The following is a 15512-nucleotide window of genomic DNA, read 5'->3' as shown; positions in this document are numbered from 1 at the left end:
CCGTGAGCGGCACGATCTGGTCGGTCGACGAGCACCTGGAGGACATCCTCGCCGCGGTGCGGCCGCTCGACCCCATCGAACTCCAGCTGCCCGACGCCCAGGGCTGCGTCCTGGTGAAGGACGTCGTCGTGGAGGTGGCGCTGCCGCCCTTCGACAACAGCTCCATGGACGGCTACGCGGTCCGGGTCGCCGATGTCGAGGGCGCCGGGGAGGAGTTCCCCGCGGTGCTCACGGTCATCGGTGACGTGGCCGCGGGCAGCGCCGGGCTCGCCGAGGGCCGGGCCGTGGGGCCGGGACAGGCCGCCCGCATCATGACGGGCGCCCCGCTGCCCGCCGGGGCGCAGGCCGTGGTCCCGGTCGAGTGGACGGACGGCGGCACGGGCGAGGGCCCGGCCGACACCATGCGCGCCCACGCCGACGCCCCGGAGGGCGCCACCGGTGAGGTCCGCGTGTACCGCCCGGCGGCGGCCGGAGCCCATGTGCGCGAGCGCGGCAGCGACGTCCGGCCGGGCGAACTGGCCCTGCGCGCCGGGTCGGTGATCGGCCCGCCGCAGATCGGGCTGCTCGCGGCGATCGGCTGCTCCACCGTCCTCGTGCGGCCCCGGCCCCGCGTGGTCGTGCTCTCCACCGGCAGCGAACTGGTCCAGCCCGGCGAGGAGCTGACGGGCGGCCGGATCTACGACTCCAACAGCTTCGCGCTGACCGCCGCCGCCCGCGACGCCGGGGCCATCGCCTATCGGGTCGGCGCGGTCGCCGACGACGCCGAGACGCTGCGCGCCACCATCGAGGACCAGCTGATCCGCGCGGACATCGTCGTCACCACCGGAGGCGTCAGCGTCGGCGCGTACGACGTCGTCAAGGAGGCGCTGTCCTCCGTCGGGGACGAGGACGAGGAGGGCGGCGGGATCGAGTTCCGCAAGCTGGCCATGCAGCCGGGCAAGCCGCAGGGCTTCGGCTCCATCGGCCGGGACCACACCCCGCTGCTGGCCCTGCCGGGCAACCCGGTCTCCAGCTACGTCTCCTTCGAGCTGTTCGTCCGCCCCGCCATCCGCGCCCTGATGGGGCTGCCCGACGTGCACCGCCCCACCGCCCGCGCGGTGCTGACCACCGACAAGGCGCTCACCTCGCCGGAGGGCCGACGGCAGTTCCTGCGGGGTCGCCACGACCCCGAGGCGGGCACGGTCACCCCCGTCGGCGGCTCCGGATCGCATCTGATCGCCGCGCTCGCCCAGGCGGACGCGCTGATCGTGGTCCCCGAGGACGTCACCTCGGTGGAGCCCGGCACGGAGACCGAGGTGATCCTGCTCCGCTGACCTGCGCCCGGTGGCGGTACGGTATCTGCCGCCGCGCCTTCCGGGGACCCCTCCGGCAGGCCCGAGCCGCGACGGAGAGCCCCTACCGCTAGGCGGAGTGAGTTGAGTACGCAGAACAGGCTGACGCACATCGACGAGGCGGGCGCGGCCCGCATGGTCGACGTGTCGGCGAAGGACGTCACCACCCGCGTCGCCCGCGCGTCCGGCCGGGTGCTCGTCTCGCCGCACGTGATCGAACTGCTGCGCGGCGAAGGCGTTCCCAAGGGCGACGCCCTCGCCACCGCCCGGATCGCCGGGATCATGGGCGCCAAGCGCACCCCGGAGCTGATCCCGCTCTGCCACCCGCTGGCCGTCTCCGGCGTCAAGGTCGACCTGGGCGTGGCCGACGACGCGGTGGAGATCACCGCCACCGTGAAGACGACCGACCGCACGGGCGTCGAGATGGAGGCCCTGACGGCGGTGTCGGTCGCGGCCCTCACGGTCGTCGACATGGTCAAGGCGGTCGACAAGAGCGCGGTCATCACCGACGTACGGGTCGAGGCGAAGTCGGGCGGCAAGTCCGGCGACTACCGGCGCCCAGCGCCGACGGAGCCCTCGGGACCGGACGCGTGACGCCGCCCGAGCCCGCCGGAGCCCCCGGCCACGAGCGGCCGGAGCCCGGTGGAGCCGCGTCGCCCTCCCCGTACTCCGCCCTCGTCGTCACCGCCTCCAACCGGGCCTCCGCCGGTGTGTACGCGGACCGGGGCGGCCCGCTGATCGCCGAGGCGCTGACGGGCCTCGGCTTCGCGGTCGAGGGTCCGCAGGTCGTCCCCGACGGCGAACCGGTCGAAGCGGCCCTGCGCGCCGGAGTGGCCGCCGGGTACGACGTGATCGTCACCACCGGCGGTACGGGCATCTCGCCCACCGACGCCACCCCCGAGGCCACCCGCCGCGTCCTGGACCGCGAGGTCCCCGGCATCCCCGAGGCGATCCGGGCCGAGGGCCTGGCCAAGGTCCCGACCGCCGCGCTCTCCCGGGGGCTGGCGGGCGTCGCGGACCGCACCCTGATCGTCAACCTGCCGGGGTCCACCGGCGGGGTGAAGGACGGGCTCGCGGTCCTTGGCCGGCTCCTGGTGCACGCCGTCGACCAGTTGCGCGGCGGCGACCACCCCCGGCCGGGGAGCGCGAGCTGAACATCGCGACCTGGCCGGTGACGCTGACCGACGGCGAGATCGTCCTGCGCCCGATGAAGATGCGTGACCAGCGGGTGTGGCGCGAGGTCAACCGGCGCAACCGCGACTGGCTGCGCCCCTGGGAGGCCACGGTCCCCCCGCCCGCCCCCGGCGGTCCGGTCGCGCAGCGCCCGACGTACCGGCAGATGGTCCGTCATCTGCGGGCCGAGGCGAACGCCGGGCGGATGCTGCCGTTCGCCATCGAGTACGAGGGGCGGCTGGTCGGTCAGCTCACCGTCGCGGGCATCACCTGGGGATCGATGTGCTCCGGCCACATCGGCTACTGGGTCGACCGGAGCGTCGCGGGGCGCGGAGTCATGCCGACCGCAGTGGCGCTCGCGGTGGACCACTGCTTCCGCACGGTCGGCCTGCACCGGGTCGAGGTCTGCATCCGGCCGGAGAACGCCCCCAGCCGCCGGGTGGTGGAGAAACTCGGATTCCGGTCCGAGGGGATGCGCCCGCGCTATCTGCACATCGACGGGGCCTGGCGGGATCATCTGATCTTCGCCCTGACCGCCGAGGAGGTGCCCGAGGGCATGCTCCGGAGGTGGCGCCGGTCGCGCCCGGTCGTACCGCGCAGCTATGGGCCGACCGATGAAATAAAATAAGTGTTCGAATTTGATCGCTCATTGGCGTCAATCAGTCACACTTTCGGGCGCTGTTGATTCGAACAATCACAAAAAAAGTCCGTGATATCAGCCGGATCGTGCGACACACCGTGTCAATTGGCGGATCCTCCCGTGCAAACCCCTCTACGGTGTGAGCGTGAGCAGCAGCGGCCTCATCTACGCAGTCATCGTCGGGGCCTGGGCCGCCTACTTGGTGCCGATGTGGCTCCGCAGGCAGGACGAGCTGAACGAGGCCCGTCCCACGGAACGTTTCAGCACCGCCATCCGGCTGCTGTCCGGACGTGCGGCGATGGAGCGCCGGTACGCCAAGGAGCTGCGGGAGCGCACCGCTGAGGAGGCGGCGCCCGACGCCGACCCGGACCGGGAAACGGACCGTATGGAATCCGTGGACGTCCGGGCCTTCGCCACGCCCCCGGCGCACCCGGACGCCAGATCCTCCGACCCGGCGCACGCTCCCGAGCGCACCCCGGGCCACCCGGCTTCCGGCCGCCCGGCGCACGACCCCAGGGCCTTCGGCCAGCAGCCGCCGGACCGGCAGGCGCACGAGCGCCGCACGGGCGAGCGCCCCGCAGACCCCGGGGCCCGGCAGCGGTCCCGCTCCGGCGCCGCCGAGGCCGAACGGGCCCGGCGCGCCCAGCGCTCCCAGGTCCTCGCGCGACGCAGGCGGACCACGGTCGTCCTCTTCCTGGCCTTCACCATCGGCGCGGTCGTCGCGGCGGTCGGCGGGCTCGGCCTGCTGTGGGCGCCCGCCGTACCCGCCGTGCTGCTCAGCACCTACATCGTGCATCTGCGGACCCAGGAGCGACGCCGGTTCGCCTTCACCATGGACCGGCGCCGGGCCGAGGACGCGGCGCAGCGGCTGCGCGAGAACCGCCCCCGCAGGCACCAGCCCGCCGTCCCCGCTCCCGCCGAGTCCGACGACGACGCGGAGGCCCACCACGCGGAGCCGGAGCCCACCCCCACCGTCTCCCCCCAGGAGGCGGGCCGCCGCGCCCTCGTCGAGCAGACGGACCACGCGGAGTGGGTGGACCAGCAGCGCGAGCGCGGCCGGGTCCAGGGCGACAGCTGGGAGCCCGTCCCCGTCCCGCTGCCCACCTACGTCACCGCCCCCGTCGCCCCCCGGGCCTCGGGCGGCGTCGAGGTCGGCGACCCGGAGACGTGGAGCGCGGCCCGCTCCAGCACCGCCGAGCCCACCCGGACCGGCACCTCGCACCCGGCGGCCCCCGCGGTCGACCCGGCGCCGCGCCAGCGCACCCACCAGTCGCGCCGCTCCCGCGACCGCGGCAGGACCCCGCTCTTCGACCAGTACGACGACGAGGACCGGCCGCGCGCGGCCAACGAGTGAGGCGGGGGAGCCCGGAAACCCGACGCCGCTGACCAGCGGAGGAACGGATTTCCAAGCACCCGGTTGAGGGTGCTAGAGTTTCACTCGTCGCAAGGGCCTGTGGCGCAGTCTGGTAGCGCACCTCGTTCGCATCGAGGGGGTCTGGGGTTCAAATCCCCACAGGTCCACAGCGCAGCTGTTCTTGAGTTGGCTCAGGAATGGTGACGAGATCCCGTCCAGTTATGTCAACTGGGCGGGATTTCGCGTTTGTCGGGCCCGTCCGGGGCCGGTGCCCGGTCGGATCGGCCTGCCGCGTACGGGAGTCGGTCAGGCCGTGCCCAGGAGTGCGGCGAGTTCCGCGTCCAGGGGGTCCGGGGGGATCGCGAGGACCGGGCAGGTCGCGTGGGTCAGGCAGTAGCGGGCCACCGACGGGCGGAGGCCCGGGAACCAGCCGCGGCGGGTGCCGGTCCCCACGACCAGGAGGTCGTCGGCCGAGCGGGCGGCCTCCACGAGCACCGCGCCCGGCTCGCCGCGCACGGTGAGGCCGGACACCGGGACGCCCGGACGGGCGTCGGCGAACGCCAGGGCGAGCGTCGCGCGCAGCTGCTCCACCGCCGCCGCCCGGCACTCGCCGAGCACCGTGGTGCCGTAGGTCGCCCGGCCGCCGAGACCGCCGCCGGGCAGCTGCCAGGCCAGTACGGCGCACAGGCCGGCCCCGCGCTCCCGGGCCTCGACGGTGGCCCGGTACAGGGTCGCCAGGCCCCGCGGGGAACCGCTCACGCCGACCACGATTCTCTGCCCCACCGCACTGTCCTCCTGACGGGTATCCGTTCCGGCTTCCCATTGAAGGGCCGCGGGCGGGCCGTGCGCGTCAGTGATCCGTATGAACTGCCCGGCCGCCGTCAAAGTGGCGTCAGGCGCCGGGGTGACGGGGGGTGCGGCGGGCATAGCTTCGGCGTCATGCGCCCGGCGACAGCCGGCCGCGAGGCTCCCTGGAGGACAGCCATGTGCCTTTACCTGTACGACGACGACCCCGACCCCGACGAACAGGCCCCGGTCCGGCCGCTGTACGTGCCGGTCCGGTCCCGGGAGGCGGGGTCGGCGCTGCGGCTGTTCCGCACCCCGCTGGGGGAGCGCACCGCGGTCGGGTTCTCCCGCCCCGAGCTGCTGGCCGCGACGCTGGGCGCCGGGCACCCGGCGGTCAGGCTCGCCGAACCGGCCCTGCGCGCACTCGCCGCGCCCCTCGGCGTCGGCCGGCTCGTCGTCGACCCGGTCCTCTCGGCCCCCGCCGTCACCGCGTCGGCGGCCTGCCCGGCCGACGTACCCGCCCGCGCCCTGTGACCCGGGCCGCACGCCCCGCCCTTCGAGGAGCCGCCGCCATGTCCGCTTCCCTGCTCACCGAGGACTCCGCCGGTCTGGACGGCCTGTCCGTCTGGCCCGGGTCCACCACCCGGCTCCCGCACGGGCATCTCAGCGTCGGCGGGTTCTCGCTCGCCGAGGTGGCCGACCGCTTCGACACCCCGGCCTACGTGCTGGACGAGGACGAGATACGCGCCCGCTGCCGGATGTACCGGGCGGCGTTCCCGCAGGCCGACGTGGTGTACGCGGCCAAGGCGTTCCTGTCCCGGGCCATGGTCCGGTGGATCCACGAGGAGGGCCTGGGGCTGGACGTCTGTTCCGCCGGGGAGCTGGAGCTGGCGGTCACGGCCGGGTTCCCGCCGGAGCGCGTGGTGCTGCACGGCAACGCCAAGACACCCCGTGACATCGAGCTGGGGCTGCGGCTCGGCGTGGGGCGGATCGTCGTCGACAGCCCGTCGGAGGTGGCCCGGATCGCTGCTCTGACCGGGCTCCCGGGCCGCCAGAAGGTCATGGTGCGGGTGGTGCCCGGCGTCGCGGCCGGGGGGCACGAGAAGATCCGTACCGGAACGGACGGCCAGAAGTTCGGCCTGTCGCTCACCGACGGGTCCGCGCAGCACGCCATCGCCCGGGTGCTCGGGCAGCCGCAGCTCGAACTGACCGGTCTGCACTGCCACATCGGCTCACAGATCACCGAGGTGAAGCCGTATCTGGTGGCGGTGCGGCGCATGGTCGGGCTGATGGCCCGGGTCCGCGAGAGCCACGGCGTGACGTTCCCCGAACTCGACCTGGGCGGTGGCCACGGGGTCGCCTACCGGCCCGGCGAGCCCGCGCTCGACGTGGCCGCTCTCGCCCGCCGCCTGAACGCGGAGCTGGCCACCAGCTGCGCGGCCGCCGGGCTGCCGGTGCCGAGGCTGGCCGTCGAACCCGGGCGGGCGATCGTGGCCCCGGCGGGGGTGGCGCTGTACCGGGTCCTCGCCGTCAAGCACACCGGCGGCAAGGTGTTCGTCGCCGTCGACGGCGGCATGAGCGACAACCCCCGGCCCGCCCTGTACGGCGCCCGCTACGCGCTGCGGCTGATCGGCCGGGCCACCGGTGCCGAGCCGGTGACCGCCACCGTCGTGGGGCGGCACTGCGAGGCGGGGGACGTCCTCGCCGACGACGTCCCGCTGCCCGGTGACGTACGCCCCGGGGACCTGATCGCCGTGCCGGTGGCCGGGGCCTATCAGGTGTCCATGGCCTCCGCGTACAACCTCGTCGGCAGGCCGCCCGTCGTCGCGGTCCAAGGGGGCGCGGCCCGGCTGCTGGTGCGGCGGGAGACGCAGGAGGACTTCCGGCGGCGGGACGTCGGCGTCTGACGGCGAGGGGGCCGCCCGGTGGCCGTCGCTCCCTGCCGGGCGGCCGTGACGCTGCGTCGCACCGCATGTGCCTCCCGCGTCAGACGGGCGTCAAGGGTTTCCCCCTCTCCGTAAGAACCCCGTCAAAGTGGCTTATCGCCGTGCCGAAGTCGGGGTTTGCTCGTATCGGCCAAACGGCCGATTCCCATCCTCACGTCAATCAGGAGCTCGCGATGGCCGATCTGGCCTTCGTCGCCACCACGATCGCGGTATTCGCACTGGTGGCTCTCATCGCCCGGGGGGTGACCAAGCTGTGACCGCCGAGAACATCGTCGGCCTCGTCGTGGCCGTCTCCCTGGTCGGTTATCTCGTGCTGGCTCTCCTTTACCCGGAGAGGTTCTGAGTGCTGATATGAGTTCCCAGATCGCTGGTGTGCTCCAGCTGCTCGCCCTGATAGCCGCTCTCGCCCTGGCCTACCGTCCGCTGGGCGATTACATGGCCCGGGTCTACTCCTCCGAGAGGCACTACAAGCCGGAGAAGTGGATCTACAAGGTCATCGGCGCCGATCCGGCCGCCGAGATGCGCTGGCCCGCCTATCTGCGCGGCGTCCTCGCCTTCTCGGCGGTGAGCGTCCTCTTCCTGTACCTGATGCAGCGGGTGCAGGGCTCGCTGCCCGGTTCGCTCGGGTTCTCCTCCATCGACCCGGACCAGGCGTTCAACACCGCCGCGTCCTTCGTCGCGAACACCAACTGGCAGTCGTACTACGGCGAACAGGCCATGGGCCATGTCGTGCAGACCGGCGGCCTCGCGGTGCAGAACTTCGTCTCCGCGGCCGTCGGCATGGCGGTCGCCGTGGCGCTCGTGCGCGGTTTCTCCCGGGCCCGTACCGGTGAACTCGGCAATTTCTGGGCCGACCTGGTGCGCGGCACCGTCCGTATCCTGCTCCCGATCTCGGTGATCGGCGCGGTCGTGCTGGTCGCCTGCGGCGCGATCCAGAACTTCTCCGGAATCCACGGGGTCGGTCAGTTCCTGGGCGGAACGCAGGAATGGAACGGCGGCGCGGTGGCGTCGCAGGAGGCCATCAAGGAGCTGGGCACCAACGGCGGCGGTTATTTCAACGCCAACTCCGCCCACCCCTTCGAGAATCCGAACCCGCTGTCCAACCTGTTCGAGATCTTCCTCATCCTGCTCATTCCGTTCGCACTGACGCGGACATTCGGGCGGATGGTCGGATCGCTGAAGCAGGGATACGCGATTCTCGGGGCGATGGCCGTCATCTGGATCGGTTTCACCGCGCTGATGATGTGGACCGAATTCGCCCACCGGGGGCCCGCGTTCGAGATCGCGGGCGGGGCCATGGAAGGAAAGGAGACCCGGTTCGGCATCGCCGGGTCGTCCCTCTTCGCGGTGGCCACCACGCTCACCTCGACCGGTGCGGTGAACTCGTTCCACTCCTCGTACACCGGCTTCGGCGGCGGCATCACGATGCTGGGCATGCAGCTCGGCGAGATCGCCCCCGGCGGTGTCGGCTCCGGTCTCTACGGCATGCTGATCATGGCGATCATCGCGGTGTTCATCGCCGGGCTGATGGTCGGCCGCACCCCCGAGTACCTGGGGAAGAAGATCGGCACCCGCGAGATCAAGTTCGCCGCCTGCTACATCCTGGTCACCCCGGCCCTCGTCCTCGGCTTCACCGCCGTGGCCATGGCCCTGCCCACCCCCGCCGACTCGATGACCAACACCGGGGCGCACGGCTTCTCCGAGATCCTGTACGCCTACACCTCCGGCGCCAACAACAACGGTTCCGCGTTCGCCGGGCTCAACGCCGACACCCAGTGGTTCAACACCACCATCGGCATCGCCATGCTGCTCGGCCGGTTCCTGCCGATGGTGTTCGTCCTGGCCCTGGCCGGTTCGCTCGCCGAACAGAAACCGGTACCCGAGACCGCCGGCACCCTGCGGACCGACAAGCCGCTCTACGCCGGGCTGCTCGTCGGCACCCTCCTCATCGTCACCGGACTCACCTACTTCCCCGCCCTCGCGCTGGGGCCGCTCGCCGAAGGGCTCGCCTCATGAGCACCGCCACTCCCACCCGCGCTCCCCACGGAGACCTGCCGCCCTCCGGCGGCCAGGGGACTGCCGACCGGGTCGGCAGCGGTCTCTTCGACCCGCGGCAGCTGCTGAGGTCCGTCCCGGACGCGCTGCGCAAGCTGGACCCGCGCGTGATGATCAAGTCGCCGGTGATGTTCGTCGTCCTGGTCGGCTCGGTGGTCACCACCGTCCTCGCGGTCGCGGACCCCACCGACTGGTTCGGCTGGGCGATCGCCGCCTGGCTCTGGCTGACCACCCTCTTCGCCAACCTCGCGGAGGCGGTGGCGGAGGGGCGCGGCAAGGCCCAGGCCGACACCCTGCGCAAGGCCAAGACCGGCACGGTCGCCCGCAGGCTCAGCGGCCCGGACGAGGAGCGGGTCCCGGGCACCGACCTGCGCGTCGGTGACCTGGTGGTCTGCGAGGCCGGAGACGTCATCCCCGGCGACGGGGACGTCGTGGAGGGTGTCGCCTCGGTCGACGAGTCCGCGATCACCGGGGAGTCGGCGCCGGTCATCCGCGAGTCCGGCGGGGACCGTTCGGCCGTCACCGGCGGTACGAAGGTGCTGTCCGACCGGGTCGTCATCAGGATCAGCACCAAGCCGGGCGAGACCTTCATCGACCGGATGATCAGCCTGGTGGAGGGCGCGGCCCGGCAGAAGACGCCCAACGAGGTCGCCCTGAACATCCTGCTGGCCTCCCTCACCATCGTCTTCCTGCTGGCCGTGGTCACCCTGAAGCCGTTCGCGATCTACGCGGGCGCCGACGGCCAGACGTCGATGATCGTGCTGGCCGCGCTGCTGGTCTGCCTGATCCCCACCACGATCGGCGCGCTGCTGTCCGCCATCGGCATCGCGGGCATGGACCGCCTGGTCCAGCGCAACGTCCTGGCGATGTCGGGGCGGGCGGTGGAGGCGGCGGGCGACGTGTCGACGCTGCTGCTCGACAAGACCGGCACCATCACCCTGGGCAACCGGCAGGCCGCCGAGTTCCTCCCCGTCGAAGGGGTGACCGAGACGGATCTCGCCGACGCCGCCCAGCTGTCCTCGCTCGCCGACGAGACCCCCGAGGGCCGGTCGGTGGTGGTGCTGGCCAAGGAGAGGTACGGGCTGCGGGAGCGGGACCGGGGCGAGCTGGCCGACGCCGAGTGGATCGCGTTCACCGCGCAGACCCGGATGTCCGGCGTCGACCTCGCCGGGCGCAAGGTCCGCAAGGGCGCGACCGGGGCCGTGGGGGCCTGGGTGAAGGAGCGCGGCGGGCAGGAGTCCGAGGACGCGCTCGCGCTCACCGACCGGATCTCCCAGGCCGGCGGAACCCCGCTGCTGGTGGCCGTGGAGGACACCCGGGGCCCGCGCGTCCTGGGCGTGATCCACCTGAAGGACGTGGTCAAGGAGGGCATGCGGGAGCGGTTCGACGAGCTGCGCCGGATGGGCATCCGTACGGTCATGATCACCGGGGACAACCCGCTGACCGCCAGGGCCATCGCCGAGGAGGCCGGGGTCGACGACTTCCTGGCCGAGGCGACGCCCGAGGACAAGATGGCCCTCATCAAGCGGGAGCAGGCCGGGGGCAAGCTGGTCGCGATGACCGGCGACGGCACCAACGACGCCCCGGCCCTGGCCCAGGCGGACGTCGGCGTCGCGATGAACACCGGGACCTCGGCCGCCAAGGAGGCCGGGAACATGGTGGACCTGGACTCCAACCCCACCAAGCTGATCGAGATCGTCGAGATCGGCAAGCAACTCCTGATCACCCGGGGTGCGTTGACGACGTTCTCGATCGCCAACGACGTCGCCAAGTACTTCGCGATCATCCCGGCCATGTTCGCGGTGGCCTACCCGTCGCTGGACAAGCTCAACATCATGGGCCTGTCCTCGCCGGAGTCCGCGATCCTGTCGGCGGTCATCTTCAACGCGCTGATCATCGTGGCGCTGGTGCCGCTCGCCCTCAAGGGCGTCCGCTACCGGCCCGCGAGCGCCGACACGATGCTGCGCCGCAACCTGCTCCGCTACGGACTCGGCGGTCTCATCGCCCCGTTCATCGGCATCAAGCTCATCGACCTCCTCATCTCCCTCATCCCCGGAATCGGCTGATCGCCATGACCCACACCTCCGTCAGCGGCACCGCACGCGTCCTGGGCGCGGGCCTGCGCGCCCTGCTCGTCCTCACCCTCGTCTGCGGGGTGATCTACCCGCTCGCCGTCACCGGCGTCGCCCAGGCGCTCTTCCACGACAAGGCCAACGGCTCCGAGATCAGGGACGGCGGCGGGCAGGTCGTCGGCTCCTCCCTCATCGGCCAGCGCTACGACCTCCCCGCCAAGGACGGGCAGGAGACGCCCGCCCCGGACCTGAAGTGGTTCCAGCCGCGCCCCTCCAACGGGCTCGGCAGCAACAGCGTCAACACCCAGTACTCCCTGATCCTCTCCGGAGCCACCAACCGCTCCGGCGACAACGAGGAGCTGATCCGGTGGGTGAAGGACGCCAAAGCCGCCGTGGTCAAGGACAACTCCACGGCCACGCACCGGGTGAGGCCCGCCGACGTCCCCGCCGACGCCGTCACCTCCTCCGGCTCCGGACTGGACCCGGACATCTCACCGGCGTACGCGGAGCTCCAGGTCCACCGGGTCGCCGAGCGCAACGGCCTCGACGTGCCGACGGTCGACAGGCTGGTCGCCGAGCACACCTCCGGACGGCTCCTCGGGTTCCTGGGCGAGCCCCGGGTGAACGTCCTGGAGCTCAACACCGCGCTGCGGGACCTGACCGGGAACCGATGACAGCGACGCACGGCACCGGGCACCGGGGGGACGCGCACACCGCGCGCCCCGCCGGTGCCCCGCCTGTCCGAGAGCTCCGCCCCCCGACGAGGAAAGAGACGCCGCCCATGCCCCGGGTACTGGTGGTGGAGGACGACCCGCACCTGGTCCGCGCCCTCCGGATCAACCTTGAGGCCCGCGCCTACACGGTCGAGGAGGCCACCGACGGGCAGACGGCGCTCCGGCTCCTCGCCGACCGCAGGCCGGACGTCGTCCTGCTGGACCTCGGTCTGCCGGACATGGACGGCGTGGACCTGGTCACCGCGATCCGGCGGGGCGGCAGAATGCCCGTCATCGTGCTGTCCGCCCGCCACATGTCCGAGGACAAGGTGCGCGCCCTGGACGCAGGGGCGGACGACTACGTGACCAAGCCGTTCAGCATGAACGAGCTGCTGGCCCGGCTGCGGGCGGCCACCCGGCGGCGGCAGTCGACCGCCGAGGCCGAGACGCCGACCGTCGTCACCACCGACACCTTCACCGTCGACCTGGTCGCGAAGAAGGTGCTGCGCGACGGCGCCGCGGTCCGGCTCACCCCCACCGAATGGCACCTGCTGGAGATCCTGGTCGCCCACCCCGGCCGCCTGGTGTCGCAGCGCGCGCTGCTGCGCGAGGTGTGGGGTCCCACGTATCAGGAGAACACCAACTACCTGCGGGTCTACATGGCCCAGCTGCGGCGCAAGCTCGAAGCCGACCCGGCCCACCCGCGCTACCTGATCACCGAGGCGGGCATGGGCTACCGCTTCGAACCCTGACGCCCGCCCGCCACCGAGGAACGAGAGCACATCATGGGACGCGGAAAGCTGCGGATCTACCTGGGAGCGGCGCCCGGCGTCGGCAAGACGTACGCGATGCTCTCCGAGGCGCACCGCAGGGTGGAGCGCGGCACCGACGCGGTCGTCGGGTTCGTCGAGCACCACAGGCGGCCCCGCACCGAGGTGATGCTGCACGGCCTGGAGCTGGTGCCCCGCCGTGAACTGGACTACCGGGGCGGCGTGTTCACCGAGATGGACGTGGACGCCGTGCTGGAGCGGGCTCCCGCGGTCGCCCTGGTGGACGAGCTGGCGCACACCAACGTCCCCGGGTCGCGGAACGCGAAGCGCTGGCAGGACGTCGAGGAGCTGCTGAAGGCCGGGATCGATGTCATATCGACGGTCAACATCCAGCACTTGGAGTCGCTCGGCGACGTCGTGGAGTCGATCACGGGCGTACGGCAGCGGGAGACGGTGCCCGACGAGGTGGTGCGCCGTGCCGACCAGATCGAGCTGGTCGACATGTCGCCGCAGGCGCTGCGGCGGCGGATGGCGCACGGCAACATCTACCAGCCGGACAAGCTGGACGCGGCGCTGTCCAACTACTTCCGGCCCGGCAACCTCACGGCCCTGCGGGAGCTGGCGCTGCTGTGGACGGCGGACCGGGTCGACGAATACCTCCAGCAGTACCGGGGCGAGCACGACATCCGCACCACCTGGCAGGCCCGCGAGCGCATCGTCGTCGGACTGACCGGCGGGCCCGAGGGCCGCACCCTGATCCGCCGCGCCGCCCGCCTCGCGGAGAAGGGCGCCGGGGGCGAGGTACTGGCCGTCTACATCGCGGCCAACGACGGGCTGCGCGCCGTCTCCCCGAAGGAACTGGCCCTCCAGCGCACCCTGGTCGAGGACCTCGGCGGCACCTTCCACCACGTCATCGGCGACGACGTGCCCTCGGCGCTCCTGGAGTTCGCCCGCGGCGTCAACGCCACCCAGATCGTCCTCGGCGTCAGCCGCCGCAAGACCTGGCAGTACGTCCTCGGCCCCGGCGTCAGCGCCACCGTGGCCCGGGAGTCCGGCCCCGACCTCGACGTCCACATCGTCACCCACGACGCCGTCGCCAAGGGCCGCGGGCTGCCGATCGCGCGCGGCGCCCGGCTGGGAAGAGCGCGGATCGTCGGGGGCTGGCTGGTCGGGGTCGCCGGGCCCGCCCTGCTCACCCTGCTGCTCAGCACCGTGGTCCCCGACCTCGGTCTCGCCAACGACATGCTGCTGTTCCTGACCGCCACCGTCGCGGCGGCCCTGCTCGGCGGGATGCTCCCGGCCCTCGCCTCGGCGGCCTTCGGCTCCCTGCTGCTGAACTACTTCTTCACCACACCCCTGCACCGGTTCACGGTCGCCGACCCGAAGAACATCGTCGCCATCGTCATCTTCGTCGGGGTGGCCGTCTCCGTCGCCTCGGTCGTCGACCTGGCGGCCCGCCGCACCCACCAGGCGGCCCGGCTGCGCGCCGAGTCGGAGATCCTCTCCTTCCTCGCGGGCAGCATCCTGCGGGGCGAGAACTCCCTCGCGGCGCTGCTGGAGCGGCTGCGGGAGACCTTCGCGATGGAGTCCGTCGCGCTGCTGGAGCGGGCGAGCGAGGTCGACCCCTGGACCCGTGCGGCGACGGCCGGAGGCGACCCGGTCGGCTGCCCCGAGGACGCCGACGTGGACATCCCGGTGGGGGAGAACCTGGCCCTGGTCCTCAGCGGCCGGGCGCTGCCGGCCGAGGACCGCCGGGTGCTGGGCGCGTTCGCCGCGCAGGCCGCGGTCGCCCTGGACCGGCAGCGCCTGGTCGGCCAGGCGGAGGAGGCGCGGAAACTGGCCGAGAGCGACCGCTTCCGTACGGCGCTGCTCGCCGCGGTCAGCCACGACCTGCGCACCCCGCTGGCCGGCATCAAGGCGTCGGTGACCTCGTTGCGCTCCCGGGACGTGGCCTGGTCGGAGGCGGACCGGGAGGCGCTGCTCGAAGGCGTCGAGGACGGGGCGGACCGGCTGGACGCGCTGATCGGCAACCTGCTGGACATGTCCCGCCTCAACACGGGCACCGTCGTCCCGCTGATCCGGGAGACGGACCTGGACGAGGTCGTGCCGATGGCGCTGGGCGGTGTTCCCGAGGGCCGGGTGGAGCTGGACATCCCGGAGACCCTGCCCATGGTCGACGTGGACCGGGGCCTGCTGGAGCGGGTCGTGGCCAACATCGTGGAGAACGCCGTCAAGTACAGCCCGGAGGACCTGCCCGTCCTCGTCTCCGCCGGCAGCCTGCCCGACCGGGTCGAACTCCGCGTCGTCGACCGGGGTCCCGGGGTGCCGGACGCGGCGAAGGAGCACATCTTCGAACCGTTCCAGCGGCTCGGGGACGCGCCGCGCGGCGCGGGCGTCGGGCTCGGGCTGGCCGTCGCGCGCGGCTTCACCGAGGCGATCCGCGCCACCCTGACCGCGGAGGACACCCCGGGCGGCGGCCTCACCATGGTCCTCGGCCTGCCGCGTACCGACGCCGCACCACCGGACTCCGCCGCTCCGCCGCAATCCGCCGCACCTCCGCCCCCTGCCGCGGGGCCGCCCCCCGGCCCGGCCGCGGAGCCTGCGCCCTAACGCCGCTGACCTGCGGCTTCCGCGCCCCGGTGCCCTGCGGCTTCCACGTCCCGGGCGCCGGG

Annotated in this window: 15 protein-coding genes and 1 tRNA gene; 15 read left to right on the top strand and 1 reads right to left on the bottom strand. The window is 72.6% G+C overall.

Annotated elements, in window-relative coordinates; all coding sequences use genetic code 11:
- Positions 1–2 precede the first annotated feature (2 nt).
- The 6 genes from glp (at position 3) to ACIRRU_RS02800 (ending at position 4665) form a co-directional block, all read left to right on the top strand.
- Positions 3–1313 (top strand): gephyrin-like molybdotransferase Glp, encoded by a 1311-nt coding sequence (gene glp, locus ACIRRU_RS02825; RefSeq protein WP_403675288.1) that lies wholly within the window; start codon positions 3–5, stop codon positions 1311–1313.
- Between the two features lie 102 nt (positions 1314–1415).
- Positions 1416–1925: a cyclic pyranopterin monophosphate synthase MoaC gene (gene moaC / locus ACIRRU_RS02820; protein ID WP_403675286.1), complete on the top strand. Its 510-nt coding sequence runs from the start codon at positions 1416–1418 to the stop codon at positions 1923–1925.
- A complete protein-coding gene (locus tag ACIRRU_RS02815) occupies positions 1922–2485 on the top strand; it encodes a molybdenum cofactor biosynthesis protein B (RefSeq protein ID WP_403675284.1) in 564 nt (187 codons plus the stop codon). Before moaC ends, ACIRRU_RS02815 begins: the two co-directional genes overlap by 4 nt.
- A 17-nt stretch (positions 2486–2502) precedes the next feature.
- Complete coding sequence (locus ACIRRU_RS02810; RefSeq protein ID WP_363201168.1) at positions 2503–3132, top strand: GNAT family protein; 630 nt, start codon at positions 2503–2505, stop codon at positions 3130–3132.
- 157 nt (positions 3133–3289) lie between these two features.
- On the top strand, positions 3290–4498 hold the full coding sequence (gene glpR, locus ACIRRU_RS02805; RefSeq protein ID WP_403675281.1) for a gephyrin-like molybdotransferase receptor GlpR: 1209 nt from the start codon (positions 3290–3292) through the stop codon (positions 4496–4498).
- Positions 4499–4591: 93 nt separating this feature from the next.
- Positions 4592–4665 (top strand) — tRNA-Ala (locus ACIRRU_RS02800).
- A gap of 139 nt (positions 4666–4804) precedes the next feature.
- Here ACIRRU_RS02800 and ACIRRU_RS02795 read toward each other — a convergent pair.
- Complete coding sequence (locus ACIRRU_RS02795; protein WP_403675278.1) at positions 4805–5281, bottom strand: universal stress protein; 477 nt, start codon at positions 5279–5281, stop codon at positions 4805–4807.
- Positions 5282–5482: 201 nt separating this feature from the next.
- On the opposite strand from ACIRRU_RS02795, the gene ACIRRU_RS02790 reads away from it, so the two are divergent.
- From ACIRRU_RS02790 to ACIRRU_RS02750, 9 genes are all read left to right on the top strand, one after another.
- Positions 5483–5818, top strand: a complete 336-nt coding sequence (locus ACIRRU_RS02790; RefSeq protein ID WP_363201171.1) for an SAV_915 family protein — start codon at positions 5483–5485, stop codon at positions 5816–5818.
- Positions 5819–5856: 38 nt separating this feature from the next.
- Entirely contained in the window at positions 5857–7191 is a 1335-nt protein-coding gene (gene lysA, locus ACIRRU_RS02785; protein WP_403675275.1) for a diaminopimelate decarboxylase, read from the top strand.
- A 140-nt stretch (positions 7192–7331) separates the two neighbouring features.
- Positions 7332–7487, top strand: a complete 156-nt coding sequence (locus ACIRRU_RS02780) for a hypothetical protein (RefSeq protein ID WP_363201173.1) — start codon at positions 7332–7334, stop codon at positions 7485–7487.
- Positions 7484–7573, top strand: a complete 90-nt coding sequence (kdpF, locus tag ACIRRU_RS02775) for a K(+)-transporting ATPase subunit F (protein WP_363201174.1) — start codon at positions 7484–7486, stop codon at positions 7571–7573. The genes ACIRRU_RS02780 and kdpF overlap by 4 nt, the downstream gene beginning before the upstream one ends.
- 8 nt (positions 7574–7581) lie before the next feature.
- Entirely contained in the window at positions 7582–9246 is a 1665-nt protein-coding gene (kdpA, locus tag ACIRRU_RS02770; protein WP_403675270.1) for a potassium-transporting ATPase subunit KdpA, read from the top strand.
- Entirely contained in the window at positions 9243–11351 is a 2109-nt protein-coding gene (kdpB, locus tag ACIRRU_RS02765; protein ID WP_403675267.1) for a potassium-transporting ATPase subunit KdpB, read from the top strand. The genes kdpA and kdpB overlap by 4 nt, the downstream gene beginning before the upstream one ends.
- A gap of 5 nt (positions 11352–11356) precedes the next feature.
- The gene (locus ACIRRU_RS02760; protein WP_403675265.1) at positions 11357–12031 is read left to right on the top strand and encodes a potassium-transporting ATPase subunit C; all 675 of its coding nucleotides are present in this window, start codon (positions 11357–11359) and stop codon (positions 12029–12031) included.
- Between the two features lie 107 nt (positions 12032–12138).
- Positions 12139–12822, top strand: coding sequence for a response regulator (locus ACIRRU_RS02755; RefSeq protein ID WP_403675262.1), 684 nt, complete (start codon positions 12139–12141; stop codon positions 12820–12822).
- A gap of 33 nt (positions 12823–12855) precedes the next feature.
- Positions 12856–15450 carry a DUF4118 domain-containing protein gene (locus ACIRRU_RS02750; protein WP_403675259.1) on the top strand — a complete coding sequence of 865 codons (2595 nt, stop codon included), beginning with the start codon at positions 12856–12858 and terminating at the stop codon, positions 15448–15450.
- The last annotated feature ends 62 nt before the right edge of the window (positions 15451–15512 follow it).

It is taken from the genome of Streptomyces sp. NPDC101181 (genome assembly GCF_044767975.1).
In the GTDB taxonomy this organism is placed as follows: domain Bacteria; phylum Actinomycetota; class Actinomycetes; order Streptomycetales; family Streptomycetaceae; genus Streptomyces.
Note: the sequence above shows the minus strand (reverse complement) of the source record. Positions and strands in the feature narration are given on the sequence as shown.

Coding starts and splice junctions, on each gene's coding strand:
- ACIRRU_RS02755 (WP_403675262.1), top strand. CDS start 12,139: ATGCCCCGGGTACTGGTGGTGGAGGACGACCCGCACCTGGTCCGCGCC.
- kdpB (WP_403675267.1), top strand. CDS start 9,243: ATGAGCACCGCCACTCCCACCCGCGCTCCCCACGGAGACCTGCCGCCC.
- ACIRRU_RS02790 (WP_363201171.1), top strand. CDS start 5,483: ATGTGCCTTTACCTGTACGACGACGACCCCGACCCCGACGAACAGGCC.
- lysA (WP_403675275.1), top strand. CDS start 5,857: ATGTCCGCTTCCCTGCTCACCGAGGACTCCGCCGGTCTGGACGGCCTG.
- ACIRRU_RS02760 (WP_403675265.1), top strand. CDS start 11,357: ATGACCCACACCTCCGTCAGCGGCACCGCACGCGTCCTGGGCGCGGGC.
- kdpA (WP_403675270.1), top strand. CDS start 7,582: ATGAGTTCCCAGATCGCTGGTGTGCTCCAGCTGCTCGCCCTGATAGCC.
- ACIRRU_RS02750 (WP_403675259.1), top strand. CDS start 12,856: ATGGGACGCGGAAAGCTGCGGATCTACCTGGGAGCGGCGCCCGGCGTC.